General features: G+C 60.5%; 21 protein-coding genes and 2 tRNA genes. 9 read left to right on the forward strand and 14 right to left on the reverse strand.

Features of this window, described 5'->3' with window-relative positions:
* The first annotated feature begins 223 nt into the window (after positions 1–223).
* The 6 genes from tig (at position 224) to V2L18_RS22585 (ending at position 7,872) form a co-directional block, all read left to right on the forward strand.
* Complete coding sequence (gene tig / locus V2L18_RS22560) at positions 224–1,591, forward strand: trigger factor (protein WP_336180607.1); 1,368 nt, start codon at positions 224–226, stop codon at positions 1,589–1,591.
* A gap of 405 nt (positions 1,592–1,996) precedes the next feature.
* Complete coding sequence (locus V2L18_RS22565; protein WP_336180608.1) at positions 1,997–2,632, forward strand: ATP-dependent Clp protease proteolytic subunit; 636 nt, start codon at positions 1,997–1,999, stop codon at positions 2,630–2,632.
* Between the two features lie 293 nt (positions 2,633–2,925).
* A complete protein-coding gene (clpX, locus tag V2L18_RS22570; protein ID WP_336180609.1) occupies positions 2,926–4,191 on the forward strand; it encodes an ATP-dependent Clp protease ATP-binding subunit ClpX in 1,266 nt (421 codons plus the stop codon).
* Positions 4,192–4,541: 350 nt separating this feature from the next.
* Positions 4,542–6,974 carry an endopeptidase La gene (lon, locus tag V2L18_RS22575; RefSeq protein WP_336180610.1) on the forward strand — a complete coding sequence of 811 codons (2,433 nt, stop codon included), beginning with the start codon at positions 4,542–4,544 and terminating at the stop codon, positions 6,972–6,974.
* A 373-nt stretch (positions 6,975–7,347) separates the two neighbouring features.
* A complete protein-coding gene (locus V2L18_RS22580; protein ID WP_336180611.1) occupies positions 7,348–7,623 on the forward strand; it encodes an HU family DNA-binding protein in 276 nt (91 codons plus the stop codon).
* Positions 7,624–7,796: 173 nt separating this feature from the next.
* Positions 7,797–7,872, forward strand: a tRNA-Val gene (locus V2L18_RS22585).
* Between the two features lie 72 nt (positions 7,873–7,944).
* Here V2L18_RS22585 and V2L18_RS22590 read toward each other — a convergent pair.
* From V2L18_RS22590 to V2L18_RS22635, 10 genes are all read right to left on the reverse strand, one after another.
* Entirely contained in the window at positions 7,945–9,024 is a 1,080-nt protein-coding gene (locus V2L18_RS22590) for a site-specific integrase (protein ID WP_336180612.1), read from the reverse strand.
* A 309-nt stretch (positions 9,025–9,333) separates the two neighbouring features.
* Entirely contained in the window at positions 9,334–9,708 is a 375-nt protein-coding gene (locus V2L18_RS22595) for an HNH endonuclease (RefSeq protein ID WP_336180613.1), read from the reverse strand.
* Positions 9,705–10,217, reverse strand: a complete 513-nt coding sequence (locus V2L18_RS22600) for a hypothetical protein (protein WP_336180614.1) — start codon at positions 10,215–10,217, stop codon at positions 9,705–9,707. The genes V2L18_RS22595 and V2L18_RS22600 overlap by 4 nt, the downstream gene beginning before the upstream one ends.
* A complete protein-coding gene (locus tag V2L18_RS22605) occupies positions 10,214–10,390 on the reverse strand; it encodes a hypothetical protein (protein ID WP_336180615.1) in 177 nt (58 codons plus the stop codon). The genes V2L18_RS22600 and V2L18_RS22605 overlap by 4 nt, the downstream gene beginning before the upstream one ends.
* Entirely contained in the window at positions 10,387–11,304 is a 918-nt protein-coding gene (bet, locus tag V2L18_RS22610) for a phage recombination protein Bet (protein ID WP_336180616.1), read from the reverse strand. The genes V2L18_RS22605 and bet overlap by 4 nt, the downstream gene beginning before the upstream one ends.
* Before the next feature lies 1 nt (position 11,305).
* Positions 11,306–11,833 carry a siphovirus Gp157 family protein gene (locus tag V2L18_RS22615; RefSeq protein ID WP_336180617.1) on the reverse strand — a complete coding sequence of 176 codons (528 nt, stop codon included), beginning with the start codon at positions 11,831–11,833 and terminating at the stop codon, positions 11,306–11,308.
* 5 nt (positions 11,834–11,838) lie between these two features.
* Positions 11,839–12,075 carry a hypothetical protein gene (locus tag V2L18_RS22620; RefSeq protein ID WP_336180618.1) on the reverse strand — a complete coding sequence of 79 codons (237 nt, stop codon included), beginning with the start codon at positions 12,073–12,075 and terminating at the stop codon, positions 11,839–11,841.
* Positions 12,059–12,325 (reverse strand): DUF2312 domain-containing protein, encoded by a 267-nt coding sequence (locus tag V2L18_RS22625; RefSeq protein WP_336180619.1) that lies wholly within the window; start codon positions 12,323–12,325, stop codon positions 12,059–12,061. The genes V2L18_RS22620 and V2L18_RS22625 overlap by 17 nt, the downstream gene beginning before the upstream one ends.
* Positions 12,326–12,533: 208 nt before the next feature.
* A complete protein-coding gene (locus tag V2L18_RS22630) occupies positions 12,534–12,749 on the reverse strand; it encodes a hypothetical protein (RefSeq protein WP_336180620.1) in 216 nt (71 codons plus the stop codon).
* Positions 12,749–13,078, reverse strand: a complete 330-nt coding sequence (locus V2L18_RS22635; RefSeq protein WP_336180621.1) for a hypothetical protein — start codon at positions 13,076–13,078, stop codon at positions 12,749–12,751. The genes V2L18_RS22630 and V2L18_RS22635 overlap by 1 nt, the downstream gene beginning before the upstream one ends.
* Positions 13,079–13,484: 406 nt before the next feature.
* On the opposite strand from V2L18_RS22635, the gene V2L18_RS22640 reads away from it, so the two are divergent.
* The gene (locus V2L18_RS22640; protein ID WP_336180622.1) at positions 13,485–13,613 is read left to right on the forward strand and encodes a hypothetical protein; all 129 of its coding nucleotides are present in this window, start codon (positions 13,485–13,487) and stop codon (positions 13,611–13,613) included.
* Here V2L18_RS22640 and V2L18_RS22645 read toward each other — a convergent pair.
* Genes V2L18_RS22645 through V2L18_RS22655 form a run of 3 tightly spaced genes read right to left on the reverse strand, consistent with a single transcriptional unit; the run spans position 13,590 to position 17,027 of the window.
* Positions 13,590–15,596, reverse strand: coding sequence for a hypothetical protein (locus tag V2L18_RS22645; protein ID WP_336180623.1), 2,007 nt, complete (start codon positions 15,594–15,596; stop codon positions 13,590–13,592). The two genes, V2L18_RS22640 and V2L18_RS22645, sit on opposite strands and share 24 nt — an antisense overlap.
* A gap of 2 nt (positions 15,597–15,598) precedes the next feature.
* Positions 15,599–16,345 (reverse strand): PP2C family serine/threonine-protein phosphatase, encoded by a 747-nt coding sequence (locus V2L18_RS22650; RefSeq protein ID WP_336180624.1) that lies wholly within the window; start codon positions 16,343–16,345, stop codon positions 15,599–15,601.
* A gap of 4 nt (positions 16,346–16,349) precedes the next feature.
* Complete coding sequence (locus V2L18_RS22655; protein WP_336180625.1) at positions 16,350–17,027, reverse strand: VWA domain-containing protein; 678 nt, start codon at positions 17,025–17,027, stop codon at positions 16,350–16,352.
* 426 nt (positions 17,028–17,453) lie between these two features.
* On the opposite strand from V2L18_RS22655, the gene V2L18_RS22660 reads away from it, so the two are divergent.
* The gene (locus V2L18_RS22660; protein ID WP_336180626.1) at positions 17,454–19,148 is read left to right on the forward strand and encodes a DUF262 domain-containing HNH endonuclease family protein; all 1,695 of its coding nucleotides are present in this window, start codon (positions 17,454–17,456) and stop codon (positions 19,146–19,148) included.
* Between the two features lie 985 nt (positions 19,149–20,133).
* Positions 20,134–20,230 (forward strand) — tRNA-Leu (locus tag V2L18_RS22665).
* 824 nt (positions 20,231–21,054) lie between these two features.
* On the opposite strand, the gene V2L18_RS22670 is transcribed toward V2L18_RS22665, so the two are convergent.
* Positions 21,055–21,789, reverse strand: a complete 735-nt coding sequence (locus V2L18_RS22670; RefSeq protein WP_336180627.1) for a S24 family peptidase — start codon at positions 21,787–21,789, stop codon at positions 21,055–21,057.
* Positions 21,790–22,247: the final 458 nt, after the last annotated feature.

Below are 22,247 nucleotides of genomic sequence, written 5' to 3' on the forward strand. Positions count from 1 at the left end.
GTCCCGTGTCGGATGATCCGTCATGCGCCTGGGCCCCGCCCGGCACACGCTCCGTTGATGCAGGCATCATCGGGGGCCCTCTCGCAGGGACCGTGCTGCCGGAATGCTGGGGCGTCCGGCGCATGGATCGCATCCAGTTGAGGCCCTTTGCCCGTTTATCGAACGGTCATCTCTTCGAACGCCCCTGAACGGGCGTTCCAGATCGAGGACGAAGAATTAAACCATGCAGGTAACCGAAACCCTGTCGGACGGGCTGAAGCGGGAGCTCAAGGTCGTCATCCCGGCCGACGAGCTCGCCGGCCGGCTCGATACCTATCTCGACGACCTGAAGTCGAAGGTCCGCATCAAAGGTTTCCGCCCCGGCAAGGTCCCGGCCGCGCATCTGAAGCGGCTCTACGGGCGCCAGGCGATGGCCGAGATCGTTTCCAACATGCTCAACGAGACCACGGCCAAGGCCGTCGAGGATCGTAACGAGCGCCCCGCGCTGCAGCCGGAAGTCGACCTGTCGGACGACGACGCGCAGAAGGTGCTCGCCGGCGAGATCGATCTCACCTACACCATGACCTACGAGATTCTGCCCGAGATCGAGATCGGCAAGTTCGATGACATCGAGATCGAGCGTCCCATCGTCGAGATTTCCGACGAGGGCGTGATGGAGCAGGTCGAGCAGATCGCGGAGAGCAACCGCCCGTTCGAGCCCAAGAGCGGCAAGACGCCGAAGGCGGAGAACGGCGATCGGGTGACGATGTCGTACCTGGGCAAGATCGATGGCGAGCCCTTCGAGGGCGGTGCCGACGAGAACGGCCAGCTCGTGCTCGGCTCCGGCCGCTTCATCCCGGGCTTCGAGGAACAGCTCGTGGGCGTGAAGAAGGGCGAGGAGAAGGTCGTCACCGTGTCCTTCCCCGAGGACTATCCGGCCGAGCATCTGGCCGGGAAGGAAGCGACCTTCGACGTCGTCGTCAAGGAGATCGAGGCGCCGGGCGAGCTGAAGGTGGACGACGAGTTCGCCAAGGGCCTTGGCCTTGAGTCGCTCGACAAGCTGAAGGAAATCGTCCGTGGCCAGATCGAGAGCCAGTTCGGCCAGGCGACCCGCCAGAAGGTGAAGCGTCAGCTGCTCGACAAGCTCGACGAGCGCTACGACTTCGCGCTGCCGGAAAAGCTCGTTGAGAACGAGTTCGACAACATCTGGCGCCAGGTCGAGAACGACATGGCCCGTTCCGGCAAGACCTTTGCCGACGAGGATACGGACGAGGAGGCCGCCAAGGCCGACTACCGCAAGATCGCGGAGCGTCGTGTGCGCCTCGGCCTCGTTCTCTCCGAGATCGGCGAGAAGAACGAGATTCAGGTCACCGACGAGGAGCTGCAGCGCGCCATGTTCGAGCAGGTGCGCCAGTATCCGGGCCAGGAGCAGCAGGTGTTCGACTACTTCAAGAAGAACCCCGCCGCGCTCGCCGGCCTGCGTGCCCCGATCTACGAGGACAAGGTCGTCGACTACCTTCTGGAACTCGCCAAGGTGACCGACAAGGTCGTCACCAAGGAAGACCTCATGAAGGCCGACGACGAGGACGAGGAGACGGCCGAAAAGGCCTGATCCTTCGCCGTTCCCTTCGCGAGGGTTTCCCGTCAGGGGCCTTCGGCTGAAACGCTCATGCCCCGCCCGTCTTGCGCAGACGGGCGGGGCGTTCGTCTGTCGGAGGGGGCGAAAGAACGGGGCCGGGTGGGGCCGTCTCGAAGGACGGGCAACCGTCTCCGGTCGGCGCGCTCGGACTTGTGATCCGGCAAAGCGGCGGATGGGAGGTTGAACGGGCGGCGCGCTCTGTTAAGGATAAGGCGCGGTTGGTCGGGCGCTGATGCCGGCTGAAATGATCGGACCTTTCGGGGCGCGCGATCATCCCCTATGTATTGAGGGCACCGCCGCGACTCGTGAGCCGTCTCGCGTGGCGCGGCGGACCGAGTTTACGAGCGCTGACACGAAGCGCCGAGTGATGGACCACACATGAAAGATCCCGTCGATTTCTACATGAGCACGCTGGTTCCGATGGTCGTGGAACAGACCAATCGCGGCGAACGCTCATACGATATTTTCTCCCGCCTGCTGAAGGAACGCATCATCTTCATCACCGGCGGCGTGGAGGATCAGATGGCGACGCTGGTCTGCGCCCAGCTCCTTTTCCTGGAGGCGGAAAACCCCTCCAAGGAAATCGCCATGTACATCAATTCGCCTGGCGGACTGGTGACAGCGGGACTGGCGATCTACGACACGATGCAGTTCGTGCGCCCGGAGATCTCCACGCTGTGCATCGGCCAGGCGGCGTCCATGGGCTCGCTCTTGCTGGCCGCCGGCGCGCCGGGCGCGCGCTTCGCGCTTCCCAATGCCCGGGTGATGGTGCACCAGCCCTCGGGCGGGTTCCGCGGCCAGACGTCGGACATCATCCTGCACGCGCAGGAGATCATAAACATCAAGCGCCGCCTCAACGACATCTATGTCAAGCACACCGGCCGCAAGCTTGAAGACATTGAAGCCGCGCTGGAACGCGATAACTTCATGACGGCGGACATGGCGCGCGACTTCGGCATCATCGACAAGGTCATTTCCGACCGCTCGTCGCTGGCCGATGAGGACGACGCTTGAAGTTAAGCCGGCGCGCTCGTTGCGAGACGGGCCGGACCCGGAAGATCGATCGAGCTTGGCAGCACGCGCGCCGCACGGGAAAGTCCCAGCTTGCGGTGCAGGTTTAAGCGAATATTGATTTTTCGGATGGAAGCATGGTTGGATTCGTTGATGTGCTGCGTAAAAATGCGGTGTTTCGGCGGGTTTGCACGAGGTAAGTCAATCGGCCTAGGGCATGCGGCACAAAGGTGCCTCAATGCCGTGCTGATACAAGCGGAGGCGACGAAGCTTCCGAACGATGCGGGGTTGATCGAATGAGCAAGACCAGCGGCAGCGACACCAAGAACACCCTCTACTGCTCGTTCTGCGGAAAGAGCCAGCATGAGGTGCGCAAGCTTATCGCCGGCCCGACGGTCTTCATCTGCGACGAATGCGTGGAACTGTGCATGGACATCATCCGCGAGGAGAACAAGTCCTCGCTGGTGAAATCGCGCGAAGGCATTCCCACGCCGCAGGAAATCCGCCAGGTTCTCGACGATTACGTCATCGGCCAGTTCGAGGCGAAGAAGGTCCTCTCGGTCGCCGTGCACAACCACTACAAGCGGTTGAGCCACGCGGCGAAGAACAACGACGTGGAACTCGCCAAGTCGAACATCCTCCTCGTCGGCCCGACGGGCTGCGGCAAGACGCTGCTCGCCCAGACGCTGGCGCGCATCCTCGACGTGCCGTTCACCATGGCGGATGCGACCACGCTGACCGAAGCCGGTTACGTGGGCGAGGATGTGGAGAACATCATCCTGAAGCTGCTGCAGTCGGCCGACTACAACGTCGAGCGCGCCCAGCGCGGCATCGTCTACATCGACGAGGTCGACAAGATCTCGCGCAAGTCCGACAATCCGTCGATCACGCGCGACGTTTCGGGCGAGGGCGTGCAGCAGGCGCTTCTGAAGATCATGGAAGGCACCGTCGCCGCCGTTCCGCCGCAGGGCGGGCGCAAGCATCCGCAGCAGGAGTTCCTGCAGGTGGACACGACCAACATCCTGTTCATCTGCGGCGGCGCGTTCGCCGGCCTCGACAAGATCATCTCCGATCGCGGCACCAAGACCTCCATCGGTTTCAAGGCCAAGGTGAAGGCGCCGGGCGAGGAGAAGGCGGGCGAGCTGTTCCGTCTGCTGGAGCCGGAAGACCTGCTGAAGTTCGGCCTCATTCCCGAGTTCGTCGGCCGTCTGCCGGTCATTGCGACACTGGAAGACCTCGACGAGGAAGCGCTGATCCAGATCCTGACCGCGCCGAAGAACGCGCTGGTCAAGCAGTACCAGCGCCTGTTCGAGATGGAAGACGTGGAGCTGACATTCCACGAGGACGCGCTGCGATCCGTCGCCCGCAAGGCGATCGAACGCAAGACGGGCGCGCGTGGCCTGCGGTCGATTCTCGAGGCGATCCTGCTCGACACCATGTTCGAGCTGCCCGGCCTCAAGGACGTGAAGCAGGTTGTGATCTCCGCCGAGGTCGTCGAGGGCAAGGCCCAGCCGCTCTACATTTACGAAGACCGGGTGGAAACCTCCGCGACGTCGGCCTGATCCAGGCTCTGCCTTGGGCCTTGTCGGCGCCGTCGTTCGGCCCTTCCGGCCGCGCTTGCGATGGCAGAGACCGCAGAATGCAGGGGAGGGGTGTCGGCCAGCCTTGACACCTTCCCCCCGGCTCGCCACCTAATGGACGAGCCAGCGGCTAGGGATCGCGGGCGTCGCCTCTGGAGAGGGGCTTCCGCGATCGGCTTTGATGAACCGTTCCTGCGCTTTTCGGTAGGGGCTTTTGAGCCTGCCGTTCTGTCAGTTCCGCGCCCGCGGGGCTGTTTCGCCGGGGCCGGTGCCGCAAGATGTGTCCCCACGCATTCCTCCCTGTGCCGGGACACTGTGAGAGAGGACAAGAAATGAGCGACCTCGAAACGCGGGCGGGAGCGGCCGGCACGAACGTCTACCCGGTTCTGCCGCTCCGCGACATCGTCGTCTTTCCGCACATGATCGTGCCGCTCTTCGTCGGGCGGGAGAAGTCCATTCGCGCGCTTGAGGAAGTGATGCGGGCGGACAAGCAGATCCTGCTCGCCACCCAGAAGAACGCCAGCGACGACGACCCCGAAGCCTCGCAGATCTACGAGATCGGCACGCTTGCCACCGTGCTGCAGCTGCTCAAGCTGCCGGACGGCACCGTGAAGGTGCTGGTGGAAGGCGGCGGCCGCGCCGAGATCACGTCCTTTACCGACCGTTCCGACCTTTTCGAGGCGGAAGCCGTGGCCCTCGACGAGGATGCCGGCGAGGCGGTGGAAGTGGAAGCGCTCGCGCGCTCGGTGGTCAGCGAGTTCGAGAACTACGTCAAGCTGAACAAGAAGGTTTCGCCGGACGTCATCGGTGCGGCGACGCAGATCGAGGATTACGCCAAGCTGGCCGACACGATCGCCTCTCATCTGGCGATCAAGATCCCGGAGAAGCAGGCGATCCTGGCGATCACTTCCGTGCCGGAGAGGCTGGAACGCGTGCTCTCGCTGATGGAAAGCGAGATCTCGGTCCTGCAGGTGGAAAAGCGCATCCGCTCGCGCGTCAAGCGCCAGATGGAGAAGACCCAGCGCGAGTACTATCTCAACGAGCAGATGAAGGCGATCCAGAAGGAGCTCGGCGACGGCGAGGACGGCCGCGACGAGCTGGCCGAGCTGGAAGAGAAGATCGACAAGACGAAGCTCTCCAAGGAGGCCCGCGAAAAGGCGCAGGCCGAGATGAAGAAGCTGCGCCAGATGAGCCCGATGTCGGCGGAAGCCACCGTCGTGCGCAACTATCTCGACTGGCTGCTGTCCATTCCGTGGGGCAAGAAGTCCCGCGTGAAGAACGATCTCGCCTATGCCGAGAAGCTCCTCGATTCCGAGCACTACGGGCTTGAGAAGGTCAAGGAGCGCATTGTCGAGTATCTCGCCGTGCAGCAGCGGGCGAACAAGCTGAAGGGCCCGATCCTGTGCCTCGTCGGCCCCCCGGGCGTCGGCAAGACCTCGCTCGGCCAGTCGATCGCCAAGGCCACGGGCCGCGAATTCGTGCGCGTGTCGCTCGGCGGCGTGCGCGACGAGGCGGAGATCCGCGGTCACCGGCGCACCTATATCGGCTCGATGCCCGGCAAGGTCATCCAGTCGATGCGCAAGGCGAAGAAGTCCAACCCGCTGTTCCTTCTCGACGAGATCGACAAGATGGGCATGGACTTCCGCGGCGATCCGTCGTCCGCCCTGCTGGAGGTGCTGGATCCGGAACAAAACTCCACCTTCATGGATCACTACCTGGAGGTCGAGTACGATCTGTCCAACGTGATGTTCGTGACCACGGCCAACACGCTGAACATTCCGGGCCCGCTGATGGACCGCATGGAGATCATTCGCATCGCCGGTTACACCGAGGATGAGAAGGTAGAGATCGCGCGCCGTCACCTGCTGCCGAAGGCGGAGAAGAACCACGGCCTGAAGAAGGGTGAGTTCGAGATCGACGATGCGGCGCTCCGGCTGATGATCCAGCGCTACACCCGCGAGGCGGGCGTTCGTAACCTCGAACGCGAGCTCTCCACGGTATCGCGCAAGGCGGTCAAGTCGCTGATCATGGACAAGAAGACCGAGATCCGCGTGACGGCCGACAACCTGGAGGACTTCCTGGGCGTGCCCCGGTTCCGCCACGGCGAGGCCGAGCGCGAGGATCAGGTCGGCGTGGTTACCGGGCTTGCCTGGACCGAGGTCGGCGGCGAGCTGCTGACGATCGAAGGCGTCATGATGCCCGGCAAGGGCAAGATGACGGTAACGGGCAACCTGCGCGACGTGATGAAGGAATCGATTTCGGCGGCGGCGTCCTACGTGCGCTCGCGGGCGGTCGATTTCGGCATCGAGCCGCCGCTCTTCGACAAGCGGGACATCCACGTCCACGTGCCGGAGGGCGCGACGCCGAAGGACGGTCCGTCCGCCGGTATCGCCATGGCGACGGCCGTCGTCTCGATCATGACCGGCATTCCCGTGCACAAGGATGTCGCCATGACCGGCGAGATCACGTTGCGCGGCCGGGTGCTGCCGATCGGCGGACTGAAGGAAAAGCTGCTCGCGGCCCTTCGCGGCGGCATCAAGAAAGTGCTCATTCCGGAAGAGAACGCCAAGGATCTGGCCGACATTCCGGACAACGTGAAGAGCGGGATGGAGATCATTCCGGTTTCGCGGGTGGGCGAGGTGCTGGAGCATGCGCTGGTGCGCATGCCGGAGCCGATCGAGTGGGACGTGGAAGCGCAGGACAAGAAGGCCGCCGCCCAGGTGGTGGCCGAGGATGATGCCTCCGCGCTGACGACGGCGCACTGATCTCCCGGCACGAATGATGAGAAAAACGGAGGCCCCGGCCGCGCGCGCGACCGGGGCCTTTTCGCATCCGCTAACGGGTGCCGGAAAGCGTGCTTCGTGCGGCTCAAAGGGCGGGAATCGCGCCGGGTGCGGCGGGGGAGGGCGCTGGCTGCGGGCGCACCTTTTGCGCCCCGGAAATGCTCAGGTTTCGCCGCAATCGCGATGTGTGCGGTGCATTCATGCTGAATATCCCCAAATTCGTATCGAAAAACCCGCAGGAGTGGCGGATTTCTGCGATTTTCTCTTGCGTTGGGGGGCGTTTCCCGTGAGTGTCGCTCGCGCGGATCCTAGCGCGAATCGACGGCGATCCGCCATTTGCATGAAAGGAACTGCTATGAACAAGAATGATCTCGTGGCGGCCGTTGCCGAGAAGAGTGGCCTGTCCAAGGCGCAGGCCGGCGACGCCGTTGACGCCGCTTTCGCCGCGATCACCGAGACGCTGAAGAGCGGCGGCGAAGTTCGCATCATCGGGTTCGGCAATTTCATGGTTTCCGAGCGCGCGGCGACCGAGGGTCGTAACCCGCGCACCGGCGACCCGATCAAGATCCCGGCGTCGAAGACGCCGAAGTTCAAGGCCGGCAAGGGCCTGAAGGACGCGGTCAACAGCTGATCGGCGTTAGCCGATTGGGATGACCTCCTGAGGAAAAAGCCCCGCGGCAGGATGCGCCGGCGGGGCTTTTTTCGTGGCTTTCGCAGTCATGGGATTGCAGTGCCTTGCATTCGCGCCGCTTTCCCCTTAAACGGACGCACGCTGTTCGGCCCACAATGCGGGCGGCCCCGGAAGGGCGGTTAGCTCAGTTGGTAGAGCGCCTCGTTTACACCGAGGATGTCGGGAGTTCGAGTCTCTCACCGCCCACCATATTTTCAATGACTTAGCCTGTGTAGCGGTGTGCATTTCTTTCGCGCCGCTCAGAAACCGCTCTGAAACGGTTCAAAGCTGCCGGCCGGGGCGTCTTGAGACGGCATCCGTGGCGCTTCGCTGATGGTCCGGGTGATGGTGCCCGTAGACGTCGTTCAGCATCTTCACCGACATCCCCAGAAAGCCCGCGAACTGGTAGACGTCCGCGCCGTTCTGCATGCCCCATGTCGCGGTGGTGTGCCACAGCGTGTGGGGAATGATGTCGGGGCTCAATCCGGCATCCGTTCGGCTGTTCGCCCATGCGCGGCGCACGGAGTGGACCGGCTTGCCGTCGCGGTGGATGACATGCGTACAGATGCCGTCGAGCGCCTTCCAGCGTTTCAGGTGGGGCAGGAGCCTTGAGGGAATGCGGATGGGCGGGCGGCGCTTGGTCGTCTCGCGCTGGGCCTGCCCGCGCCGGTACATCACGCCGTGTTCGAGGTCGAACCAGCCGCCCTCGGTGTTGGGCACCCAGCGCATGCGCAGGATCGCCCCGGTGCGTGTGCCGGTGTAGATGCCGATAAGGATCACGCGGGCAAGATGATGATTGCCGCGCCTGCGGGCGGCGTGGAGGAACGCGGCGACTTCCGACCGGGTCATCCATCGTTCGCGCGGCGTGCCCTTCTCAGGCAGCCAGAACGACGGCAGGAACTGCACCTTCCTGTCGGTGACATAGAACCGGGTCGCGGCGCGCAGGGTTTCGATCTCACGCCGTGCCGTCGCGCTGCTGACGCCAGCTTCAAGCCGGGAGGCGGCATAGGCACGGCACCCGGCCGCGTCCACGTCGTAGAGCATCCGGCTTCCCCAGAAGGGCACAAGCTGCTTGATGAAATCCACCTCCTGCTTGCCGCTGGCGATCGTGGGGCAGTGCTGCAGGACATAGTGGTTCAGGATGTCGGCAACGGCGATAACGTGTGGATCTCGGCTTGTCGGGGTTTCGTATTTGGCTGCGAGGTAGTCAGCGAGCCGTCTTTCAGCCTCCGCATATTCGCTTCCAAGGCAGCCCGTGCGCTCGTAGTGGCTTCCGTCCCGGATGATCCAGATTTCGACGCTCTCGCCGTTCCTGCGTTCCGTTCTGAGTTGCAGTCGGGCCTGTTTCCTGGGACGCGGCATTTCTCTCTCATCTCCTGAACGGCCTTGGGCGTCGTGAAATACCTGCGGCCGATTTTCTCCAGATGCAGTTTTCCCCGGTCGGCTTCCGCGACCAGTGTCGCGGGCTTGATGGTGCCGCGAAAAAGAACCTTGCAGGCTTCATCAAGCGTGATCGGGGTGTCTTCGTCCCACGTTGCCGGAAGCTTCATCTCATATCCCCCTGTGACTGCCTTGTTCCCGGCGCCCGGGCGACGTGCCTTCGAACGCTCCCGCGCGCCTGTTCAAGGGTGCGCCGGAACCAATGCGCACCCTTGACGCTGCCTTGCCCTGTCATCGCCGCACCAGCTCGCCGTTCATCTTCCGTTTCCACCCCGAGGCCCGGCTGCCCGGAATCGCGGGGCCCTTGCGCGCCTTTATGCCGTGGTGCTTGTCCTGCTGGCGGACGGTCTTTGCCGCCAGTGGAATGTCGTGCTTCGTCGTCTTGAAGCGGTGGCAGGCCGGGCAGACGGCGGCGCAATTCTCAAGGCTGTTGTTATGGCTGTTGGCATCGAGATCGATGTGATCGAACTCGACGCCATAGGCGAGGTCACGCCCGCAGCGCTGGCCGGCCGGCAGCCCGTACCATGTGCCGACCGCTTCGCACCGGCCCTTGGAGCGATGCAGCGCCTCGCGCTTGGTCGCCTTGGTGAACTCGCGCCGGCTCATGCTGCCATTCCCGCGTTGCGCTTGAGCGTGGCGGCATCTGTGCCGATGAGCTGTGCTATCTTGTCGAGAACGGCGTCCTTGCTCTCCTGGAACGGTTTCTGGCCCATGGTGCGGGTGCTCTGGCTCTGCGGTGTGAATGCCTTCACGACGTTCTCGCGGGCGACCACAACGGCGAAATCATCCATCGGGCGGATGAAGGCGGCGAGCCGCAGGGCTTCGGCCTTCGAGGCGCAGACGATGGAGCGTTCATCGGCATAGCCGCACATGATCAGCGCCCATTTGCGCAGGTGCTCGGGCGAGGGGAACTTGTCGGCCCATTCTTCGGGGAGGTTCTGCCAAGCCTCGCGGATGCACGCGAAATAGTGCTTGTGGCTTTTGGCGCTGCGCTCCTCGATCTCTTCCAGTCGGTAGACCTGCCCGATCACGAACACGTCGTCCGCGCGCTTGCGGAATGGGGTGAGGGGGACCATCGCGTCCCCGTCCCAATGGAAAGGTATCGGTGCTGTCATGTTCTGACCTTCCAGTTCAGGCCCAGGTCATGGGCGCGGCGACGAAAGGCGCGCTCCCAACCGGTCCAGAATGAGGGAGGCTGCGTGTCGCGAAGGGCGGCAACGATCCGGTAGACGGTCGCCAGTTCGTCCCGGGTCTTCGCGTTGCACAGCCATGTGTAGGGGATGCTCACGCGGCGAGGCGGCGCACCTCGTTGAGGCGGGCGCCGATGGCCTTCTTGACCTCCAGCGCATCGTTCTTTGCGCGCGCCCAGAACTCGCGCAGCGAATAGGCGTTCATCTCTTCGAAGTTCTCGATCTGCTCAGCGGTGCGGCCGTCATCGTCCAGCCATTCGATGATGCGGTCTGCCAGAACGCCCTTGGCGACCGGCTCCAGCGGCATTCCGGGCAGCCAGACAATCATGATGCTGTCGGCGCTGGACACGCGTGCCAGCCGGCGCGCTTCTTCCTGCTGTTCGAGGACTTCGGAGGCGGTCAGATCGTCGGAGACGGCCTTGTCCATTTCCTCCTGGACATAGACGCCCGAGAACTGGTCAGGCCAGCCGGCGCGCAAGGCCTGCGCCTCGGCGCATTTGGCGATCATGACGCGCGGCATCCGGGCCCAGTTGTTTTCGACGGTCTTGCGGCCGGTCGGCTTGCGGGTTCCTGCCTGTTCGTCATAGGCCCATTCATCCATGACCGGCGCGAACTCGTCCCAATAGGCTTCGCCGGCAACCTCGTACCAGTCGCCCGAATGGTCGTCGCGCTGCCAGAGCGTGACGCGGGCGCAGAGGATGCCGAGCGGGTTCGTCGGGGACTTGAGCGCGTCGTCGATGATGTATTCGGCCGGCTTCGTTGCCGGGCGGTAGTTGCCGCAGCGCTGCGCCATGATCCGCAGCCCGTCGCGCGTGACCACGATACTCATGCGACGCTTTCCGGCATTGTTCTTGCTGAAAACCAGCGGGATGATCTGCTTGCGGAACGGGTCGAGCCGATAGGACTTCGCCGCTTCAACGAACAGATCGAATTCCGCATCGGTGCAATCGGCCGCGATCGTGTTTTTGATCAGCGCAAGTTGGCGCCCTTTGGGTTCGGTCAGGTCTTGCATGTCACTTCCTCCGAATGCTGAGGCTGACGCCGCCATTGTCGAGTTCGGCGCCGGGAATGGTTTCGCCCTTGCCAAGCGCCTTGAGCGCGTCGGCCAGAGCTTTCCTGTCGAGGGTGGGATCGGGCGCCGGGCGCTGTTTCCAGAACCGGGCGGGGATTGATGTCTCGTCGGTGACCACCACGCCCGGCGGGGTCTTGCGAAGGGAAAGCGTCATCGAGGGGCGGCGCAGAGGCTTGGTGAGGTCGAGCAACGCGAGGGCCTGTTCGATTGCCGCCCTGATGTGGTCCTGCTGTTTCTCGGTGGCCTTCTTGCGCGTGGCGAGGTCGTCCAGCTTCTTCTTGATGCCTTCGAGCAGGATGTCGCATTCGTCCATCTGTGCGACGGCCCGGTCGATGGCTTCCATGAGATCGGTTTCGCCTTCGACCGCATCCGAGACGGCTTCTTCATCGTCCCCGATGATGGTGCGGATGTTCGCCAAGAGCTGCTTGGCGGCTTCCGTCTCGCGCTGGAGCTGAAAAGTCTCTGACATTGCGCTCAATGCCCCTGGATTTGTCGTTTGAGTTCGGCCTTGGCCGGCCATGAGAGGCTTTGCGCCCGCTTGCGCAGGGCCTCGGCGCCGGTCCGGTAGGAGGCACCCTTGCGCCGCAGCCAGTCGGCAAGGGGATCGCCGTTGCTGGCTGCGGAAAACACCTCGTCGGCCATGGCCTCGTATCGTTCGGCGGCATCGAAGAGAGAGGCCGCGCTTGATCGCGCCTTAAGCGGCTTCGGCATCGCCCGTGTCCGGCAGCATGCCCAGCGCGTGCATGTAGAGGTCGAGGATTGCTTCGGCTTCCTCGCGCTCGTGCGGCTCCTTGCGACGCAGCCGGATCACCTCGCGCAGGATCTTCGCGTCTAAGCCCGTGCCCTTGGCTTCGCCGTAGACGTCCTTGATGTCGTCGGAGATCGCTTTCTTCTCTTCTTCCAGCCGCTCGATCCGTTCCACGAACGCCTTGAGCTGGTCGCGTGCAATTCCTGTCGTCATGTCGGGAGTGTCCTTTGCTGGAGGCTGTTGTCGGCCTGTCGAAGCTCTCGGGGGAGGGCTTTGAAGGGCGGACAGAGTCCGGGCGTTGGCCGGAACGGCGGCGCGCGGGCGCGCTACCAGAACCAGCGGGTCGTTGCGTAGGTGAGGAAGAGAACGGGGGAAGCGGTCAGGCCGGCCGCGATGATCTTGTCGACCACGGCCCAAGCCATCATTCGGCAGCCTCAAGAAGGGGGTCAACGTGCCTTCGGCGCTTGATGTCGAAGCCCATGTTGTAGGTGAGCTGGATAAGGAGATCTTCGGCCGCACGCTGGCGGCGGGCTGCGTCATCCGCGCAGCCGGTCCGCTCCAGAGCCTCGAAAGCGGACAGGTGCTGGATTAGGCCCATTGCGTCGGCAATTGCGGAGGAGGGGGCGCTGATAGCCATCACGCGGCCTCCTTCCTCGGGGCGCCGAATTCCTCGCGCCAGTCCTCGGCAAACGTCTCCTCGACGGCCTCGGCAACGGCCTTCTCGATGTCTTCCCAGATCTGGCATTCGAGCATCCGCGAGCCGTTGTTGATGCGCTGCGGGTTCACCAGATTCATGTCATCGATGCCGAAGGTCATATCGATCACGACCATGGCTTCGGCTCCATCCTCCCAATCGTGGGAGTCGACACCGACCGTCACCGTGACCGGCACATCCTGAGCGATCAGCGCGCCCTTGTGCGTCCAGTCGATGTTGATGTCGTAGTCCTGGGTGAAGCCGTATGCCATTGCGATGCCCTCTCAATATGAGGCGGAAGATCTGGCCGAGCCGTCTTCGTTCCGTCGTTTGATGAGAGGAAGATAGAAATCGACATAATATATGTCAACATAAAAAATGTCATATCGACACGAGCGACACGATTCCGGTCAATTGCCGGTTGGGAGAAATTTGATTCGATGCTGGGAGGTAGTGCCGGCCATCTCGCCGATCTGAAAACGGCAGAACGTAATCTGTAGGTAGGCCGCGTGAACTAGGTGCAGTTGCTCACGGAATTGCAGTCAGGCCTAGAATATCTGCAGGTGGGTGTGAAGTGCATTGAGGCGGAGCGGGGAGGGCGGGATGTTTCAATGTGTGCTGCCGTTCAAGCCTCCGGGTTGCACTAGATGTTTCGCGTTCCTTTACAGAGAGGATACCATGAACGGTCCCAGAACCGCCCGCCTGCATTCCGGCCACGACGCGCCCTTCGGCGCACTCCTGGGGCACTACAACGCGCGCAAGCTGGCGTGCCTGACGCTGCGTTCACGTGCGGCGGCGCCAGTGTGATGACGCGGGTCGAGGTGATGGCGCTATCGTCAGCGCCACGGTTGAGGCTGGAGTGGATGCGCCCAACTCGCGCAGATCTTGTTCGGCTTGCGCTCGGGCTGCCAGCGCGTCGGTCAGTGCTATCTCGCCTCGGGCTTTGGCGGGGAGGGCATCCAACCGGACCCTGGCATTTCTCAGGGTGCCCAGACCATTGCGGATCATGGATTCTAGCTTCGCCTTTTCTGCCGCGAACCGCCCGCGCAATGCTCTTTCGTCGGCAACGTCCTGAGCGTTTGGCGTCCGGTCATACTTGAACCCGGACTCATGTCCGCGCCGCCATGCTACCAGCTTGCCGGTCATCACGTCACCGAACCCCGGCACCCGTAGGACAGCGGAACGGTTCACATCGGCGGCGGTCTCGATTCCAAAGGAAATCAGCGTCGCCGTCTTGGCAGGGCCGATACCGGAGATATTCGCGTGACGGACGGAGAACCGGTCAAGATATGCCCGCCGTTGGCGCGACACCCGATTGGACTTCATCACTGTGATTTCGCGGGTGAGTGCATCGTCATGGCCCTTGTAGGCGGTGATTGCGGCGTCCAGATCCCTGCGCACTTTCACAACCTCAGTCATGCCGTTGCGCTGAACAAAGGCATTCAACTCGCGCTGCACCCGTTCATCGGCATCCTTGAAGGCCTTTTGAAATGGGTCGGTTTTAACTTTACGGTTGGAGAAGGTGCCCCACCCCCAGATTGCCAGCCCGATCCAAACAATCCATGCCGGGGCGGCGTAGATGAAACCGGCAACCGCGCCGCCCATCATCAACAAACCCATTAAGGCCCGTCTGTGCTTCCCACTTCGAGCTTCGCGCAGTGCCTTGCTGACGCCGCGCGGCGTAGCCGCAGCGGGAAGCAAGTCCGCGACCGTTGGGAAGCGGAATGCCAGAATCTCCCGGATAGCCTGTTCGGTGCCGCTCGTGTCGGTCGGGATACTCGATTCCACTGCGGTCAGGTCCGGGAACATGTCAAAGCCGCTGTTGGCGGTCAGCTTGCACCAGACACACCCACCGGCAGCGCTAGGGTAATAGTGCGTCTTGACTTTGCTACAGCGGTTTAGTGAGCCTTCCAGAGTGTTCAGGGCGTGAATCCAGTCCAGCGCGCTCGGACGTGCGCCTGGTGTCAACCCAAATGCGTTTTCGAATGAGAGCGAGATGACATTCGGGAACATATCGAGTGTCAGCGCACCGGGTGGCGGGGTTGTTTGTGTCGCCGCTTGCCGGCTGAGCGAAAAAGCGAACCGGTTCTGGGCAATGGCGTTACCCATGGAAATATCCGGTCCATTGTAGCGTCCGGCGTAGGGGTGACGGCCCATGAACAGAAGATGGAAGATCGCAACCGCCAGCCCGAAGTTATCGTGCTCTATGGTGCGTTGAACGGATGCAAGGTTCTTCCCGTGCAACTCAGGCGGCGTGAAATCAGGAACCCCGACGACACAGGGATATGACTTGCCGTTCAAGCTGAACTGGAAGCTATCCGCGTCGATTAGGGCAACGGTCGCATCTTGCGCGACCAAAACACCGGAATGGTTCAGATCGCCGATTACGCATCCTGTTTGGTGCACCTTCCCAATGGCGCGGGCGACGTTCAACGCAGCATGGACAAGGAATCTATAATCCGATTTCGGGAAATGGCGCTGGCGAGACTTCGGGCTATATAGCTCGTGCAGCGGGCGATAGCTTGATACAAGCCGCATTACGAAACCAAGGAAGTCGCCGCGACCGTCGGTCACCACTTCGCTGGGGTAGGCAACAAGGTTAGTCTTGACGGCGAGACCTTCGCCTACCATCGCCCGCACTTTGTCTTCTCGTTTGGCGCGCAGGCCGGTATTGTAGATTTTGACGGCAAGTCCGGCACGGCCTTTGATCGCGTAGACTTCGCCTTCGCCACCCTTACCGATCAACTCGGCCACCGAAACCCGGTCCTTTCCAATGACGATTTCTTGCACGGTCAGCCCCCGGATATGAGGATGAGCGTCTTGTCGTCGTCGGTGCGTTCGCAGACCGCTGAAGCAGCAAGGTATGTGGCCAGCTTCGCAGATAGTTCGACAAGGCGTCCCTCACCCGACGCCGCGTCCACCGGGCGAAACATTGGATCGAAGAATCTAGGGTGTGCGGTCTGTTCCAAATGCGACAACGCCAGATCGCCAACACCATCGGAGAATAACGCGAATGCATCGTGTTCGCGTGGGTGGCGGGTAATGTTCAGGCGCGGCTCGGGATCATCGGTCACGAAGTAGGTGGTGGATGCATACTCGCCGTTCTCGGGCCAGCACAACACGTCCCATTCGGAGCCTTTCCGGCCCACAACGGCGCTATCGCCGATGTGCAGCGTTACAGCTTCATCCTGGGAGATAACGATCGCCGCCAACGTAGCGGCAAATTGCCGGGGCGTGGATTCCCGCCGCGCTGCGATCGCCGCAATCCGATCGCGTAATTCATCAATCCACTCCGCCATCTCTTCATCGAACGGCAGTACTGGATTTGCGCGAACCCATTCCCGGAATCGAGCCGAAAGGAAACGACAAGTAAGCCATGCGCCATATGCACCGAATTTGGCGCTGCCAGCGCCATCCGAAACCACTGCGAGGATGCCTCCATTTTCGAATTTGGCTACAGCGTACGCGTCTTGCAGTCTGCCACCATTCTGAATGTGCGACGTCCCGATTACGGACGCGGACGCCCACCGCCAAGTCATGGGGTCACCCTGCTACAGCCCAGCCGTCCGGGGCGGTCGGGTTGTTGAGCGGAACGGCATCCCCGGGGTTGGATTGCGAAACGGCGCTAAGCGAACTGGACAACCACTGAAACAGTTCCTTAAACGCCAGCCCTTTCAGCTTGAGCGGCTGGCGGGTGGCAATCTGGCCAAGAACATTCATGTCCGCCTGTTCCACGCCTACGGCATAGAACATGAATTCCTTACGATTTTCACCTTGGTGGACGCGCTGTCGTGCTTCTTGCCAACTATCGGTCGGGGAACCATCTGTAATGAGGAACACCCACGGGCGGTAGTACTTGACGCCATTCTCGCGGTAGCGGTCTTTGCGCTGGCGGAGCATGTCCAGACCGGTCACAATAGCTTCGCCCATGGGCGTTGCATTATCCGCCGCCAGCGTTTCGGGATAGAAGTGATCTACCGTGGCGAAGTCGGACTTGACCTCCACCGGGCCGAAGGTGACCATCGCCAATTCCACCCGCTTTGCAGCCATGGGATCATTCATGAGTTCCTGCCGCAATGTGGCCAGCCCTTCGTTCAATTCCGAAATTGGCGCACCGCTCATGGAATACGAGGTGTCTAGTAGCAAAATTACTGGACAACGTTGTTCTGGGTTTTCAGCGAATTCCGCGTCACTGAACGGCTGTTGGTCAAAATCGTCCATATGAACCACCACATTGTATCAACCACGATTGGCAGCATGCCACCGTCAGAGGCAACTTTAGCCAAGCGAGACACTTCAAGGAAGTTCCGATTGACGAAACTTGGGGGCTCGACTCCTCCGGCGGCGGTTGTCAAGAGGGGGCAGGGCAACCGCAATATCTTCGTGTGGCCGTTGAGCGGATCGAGTTGGAGCGGGAAATGCCCCAGCGTGCGTGTCCTATTTGTGCCTCTAGCACGGCCGTTGCAGTCCATGAAAGTAGCCGTTTGCAATGATCCGATCGGAGGTCTGTATTGCGGGCTTCCCCACTGTTAGCCGCGCTCTGTCGAAGGTCTTTCTGTCCCAGAATGCTCTGGCGTTAAGAACCGCTTTAGTACTAATTTCTTGGAAACCCCGTTGGGTAAATTGCGACGTCCGTGCATAGGAGACATGGCTTTGGATATTCAAGCTAGCAAACCTACGATTGAAGCAAGCCAGAAGACGCTTAAGGATATCTTTCTCAGCGACGCCTACCGCTTCGAGATCCCGTCATATCAGCGCCCCTACTCATGGACGACGCGCGAGGCTGGTGAACTTCTCGACGACGTGGTCGAGGCTATGGACGATGGGCAGGACGACTACTTCCTGGGCAGCTTCGTCCTTGTGAAACAGCCTAACGCCAAGCATGCGGAGGTGGTGGACGGTCAACAGCGTCTGACCACGCTAACCATCCTCTTCGCAACTTTCCGCGACCTAAGCGAAACTGATGAGGTTCGCAACTACCTCGATCAGTTCATCACTGTCGGCCGCGACCCCATTGGGAAGAATACGTCCGGCGATCCTATCCTGCGGGTACGTGACAAGCCCGGGGAGCGGTCGGCATTTCAACGCATCGTGCAGAAGATCGGGGCTACTAAAAAACAAGGTAAGCGGATTTTAGAAGATTCTGAAAGTGTTGGTCACTATATGCGTAACGCAACACTATATCGAGATGCTCTATCCAAGATGCCGGACGAGAAGCGCCGCGACCTTATAGCCTTTCTGCGTGAGCGCTGTCTTGTTGTTGTCGTGGAAGTGCCGACTGCAGCGGCGGCCCGCCGAATTTTCCAAGTCCTCAACGCAAGAGGCTTGGACCTTCAGCCGACCGACATCCTCAAAGCTCGCCTCCTGGACAAAATCGAAGCAGCAAGGACAGAGGACTATGCGAAAGCGTGGGAACGCTTCGAGGAGGATATCGGAAGAGCCGCGTTTGCCCAACTTTTCGCGCACATACGGATGATCTATGCGCAGAAGAAGCCCAAAACGGCCTTGGAAGATGATTTTGGGAAGGATGTGCCGGTGTTCGTCAACGAGCCGGCCGTCTTTATGGATGACCTCTTAACACCAATCGTGGACGCCTATGTAGCCTGTCGTGACGACATAATAGCCCGAGAACGCTTCGGCGAGGAGGCTGCCGCGCTCCTGCGTGCCCTCTGGCGGGTGGACAACTCGGACTGGCTACCCCCCGTTCTCTCTTACCTGCTTAAGTTCGACGGAGCAGCTGACTTCCAAGGCTTCCTGCGGAAGTTCGAGCGATTAACGGCCTACCTCTTCGTGACTCGCGAGAGGGTGAACGTGCGCATCAACAGGTCGTCCGACGTCCTTCGAACGATCGCAAAGGCCAAGGCCTCGAAGGACGTCATCACCGACCCGTCGCTTGACCTTGCGCGCGCCGAGGTAAAATACTTCAGAGAAGTTCTCGACGGAGACCTCTACCTCTCGACGCGTGTTCGGATGCCCGTGCTGCTGCGTCTCGATGAGGCGATGTCCGACGGCGCGGTGACTTACCATGGAAAGGAAACCATCGAGCACGTTCTGCCTCAGGCCCCGTCTCAGAATTGGATGGAGGCGTTCAATGAAGAGGAGCGGGATAGATGGACGCATCATATCGCCAACCTTGTCCTTCTCTCCAGGATCAAGAACAGTCAGGCGAACAATCAGGCTTTCTCGGAGAAGAAGGTCGGCTACTTCAGTGACAAGAAGGGCAAGACGAAATATGTCCTAACCCAGGATGTCCTGAAAGAAAAAATCTGGACACCCCATGTATTGGAGAAACGCCGTAAGAATCTCCGCAAAATATTGGACGGGATCTGGCAGCTGAAGTGAATAATGGAGAGTGGCATTTCTCTTTCCCCGTTGGGCTCTTGAGGACGGTTCTCTGGAACAACGGGGATGATCAAAATGAGTTCGGTTAGCTCCCTAAAGTTGCGCTGGGGGCTTCAGAGAAAGACAGAACGCTCTCCTTGACTGCTGAAGCCAACCTACGCTGCCGTTCATCCGTCCGCACTTTTAGTCAAAGACAGATCGAAACGCTCCTACGCTGCGAAGCTCATAGGCGACCGCTGCGCGCGTTCATTTTGGTTGTCTAGGTGGCGAATGAGTTCTTCGAAAGCCGATTTACCTCGGCCACGTTGCCTGATCGCTTTGCGCCGCCAAATCGGTTCTTTGGTCCGAGTTGGAAGTCGGTTACCTCCGATTGCGAATATCCACTTTTTGTTAGACCCACAGGGGGCAGCCAATTCGCCCTTGATGAAAATAAAGCAACCAGCGCACTTTCCTGTCATAGAACTGCGCACCCCATGTAAGACGATGCGTAGTGATATGCCGTGCCATAATCGCTATTGACGTAATTTGGCATACCTGCGATCATATTCCGGTATTCGCTATTGGGTTGGTCATGCAAAACGCAGCTGTCGAAATTCTTCAGTCTGAGCGGGATAAGATCTCAACTGAGATCGAAGCTCATCGCGAAGCTGCGCGTTCTTTGGGAAAAAGGCTAAAGGAAATCGACGGAGCGATTGCTCAGCTTTGTCAAGGCGGCGCCCCCAAGGAAGAGACCCGCGCTCCCGGAGGCTCTTCGTCCACACTCACTGAAATGGTCGGCGTCGCCCTCTCTGAATTTGGAGAAGGCACAACAGCATTGGAAATCGCTGAGTACCTTAGCGCAAGCGGTCGGGATACGACAAATACAACAGTTAGTTCAATTCTTCACAGAATGAAGAAGGCCGGAACAGCAACCAAAATGGGCAGTAAGTGGTTCGCTGTCGTACATGAAAAGGGCTCCGCCGAAGCGGAGCCCGATTCTAATGCCGGAGACGTGGCAGAGCGGTCTATTGCACCGGACTCAAAATCTGGCGGGGCTGTCCCTGAGAAGCCGGTCCCCGTGGGTTCGAATCCCACCGTCTCCGCACCCTTTAACCGCGACAGAGAGAAGTTCCTTGGCGGGTCCAACCTCTCTGGCGCATCCACCAACCACCAGTTCCCTATATTCGGGGAGAAAGGAGGTTAGTCGTGTGGCAAGTGGCCTGTTTGTTATCAGCAATTAGGGCTTAGGCTCTAACCCTGTTACCCTAGGCTCGGATGCCCGTGCAGGATCTCTCCTACGCGGGCATCTTACATTGTGTGCAGTTAATTGCAACACATTTCGCGTAACACAGGTGGTCTAACCTACTGATTCAGTGTTAACTTTGAAAAAGCGTTGACGGAGAATCGCTTACGCGAGTTCGTTGGATAGCAGCAAACCGCAGGTGCCGGCCCTGCTGATGAGGCCGACTCTGGGCGATGATACCGTTCCAATCAGCAGATCAAACGTATTTTCCGTTTGCTGATGGTTCGACTGAGGAAAGGAACTCGTTGAGGCAACGCTTCATATGTTTCTCGCTGACATGAGTTTGCGTTGAGGCGACAGATTTTTTGGACAAGCGTCAGGAGCTATCTACGTTGTTGGCTAAATGCGTCACGCCGTGGCTACAACAGTGATCGACTCACTCCCTAGCGGGGCGCGCTTCAGTTCGCTGTGCTTTGGGCCCTACCAGTTCGGTAAGTTGTCGCTGTACGTCCGTCCACCGAGGTGGTTGGGCCTTCTTTGATCTGCCTCAGGACCACACCGCGAAGTCCGAATTTCTTGCGTTAAGGGGACAAGTGCCCCGGAAATTCGTTGTGACGCTGTCATACGTTAGTGCGTCTCTTTGTTGAAAGACACATTTTCTTGGTGATTGGAATACTCGAAGCCTTACAGCCGTCGAGCGACCCAAACCACGCGGCCGATGACGTTCAGATTGGCGAGGTTCACCTGATAGGGTGGGTGGATCCTATTATCCGAAATCAGTGTGACCGTCTCGTCGTTGCCGACTTGTTTGTCGATCCGCTTGATGACGGTTCCTCCACCGTCATACAGCACGAAAATCCCTGATTGGCTGATCTGCTTGTCCGATATGTTGATCAGCACGCGATCGCCGGATTGAAGTGTCGGTTCCATGCTGTCACCGCGGACTTCGACGATGGCCAGATCTGCATGATAGAGGCCGAGGTAATTTCTGATGTAGTTTTGCTGAAACGGCCATTGAGCGACAACGCGCTCATGTCCGTTCTCGGCGCCTCCCCCCGCAGAAACACAAGCATTGTACTCGGGCACCAACTGATAGGCGGGCTCGACCGAGGTTTGCTGGCTGCGGGCTTTCGCAGCGGTGGGCGTTGGGCTGGGAGTGTTGTCGCTGGAGCGACCCGCCTTCCACGTCTTGTAATCGAGGCTTCCGCCAAAAAGAAGCCACTCGGCAGAGACGCCAAATGCTGCCGCGTAGGTCTGCGCATGGACGTGGTTATAGAGGTTCTGGCCGTTCTCGTGGGCCCGGAAGGTCGATTCCGATTGTCCGACGCGCGCGGCGGCTTTTGCCGCGCTTGAGTAGCCAGCATTCAGTCGGGCCTCTTTCAGCCGCTCGCCGATCGTCTTTCCGGTCTCTTCGAACATCCCATTGACATACGCAGTCAATCAACATAAATAATGTTGACATGAAAAATGATTTGGGTGTGTGAGCGACATGAATAATATCGATTCCGTGCGGGAGTTGATCGATGCGCTCGGCGGAAACGCTGCCGTCAGTCGGGCCCTGGCTCTCAAGCCTTCGACAGTGGGTGAGATGAAGAGGCGGGGCTCGATCCCGGTGTCCTATTGGCCCGGATTAATTGAGCTCGCCCGGAGAGTCGGTCTCGGCAGGGTGAATAGCGATCTGCTCGTTCAACTGCATACGGCTCGTGCCGCTTAATCCCCGGCCTCATTGGTTCGGGGCTCCAATTGCATCTTCGTCCTCTCCCAAACAAGCACAGCATACGGAACACAGATTTCTCTAAGCGGATGGGACGCGGGCAGGGGGCTTCCTCCTTCAATCACACGCAAAGAATGGTTTCGGCTTGGTCTTTTCATGCCGG

This window comes from Breoghania sp. JC706, from assembly GCF_037026715.1.
Taxonomy (GTDB): domain Bacteria; phylum Pseudomonadota; class Alphaproteobacteria; order Rhizobiales; family Stappiaceae; genus Breoghania.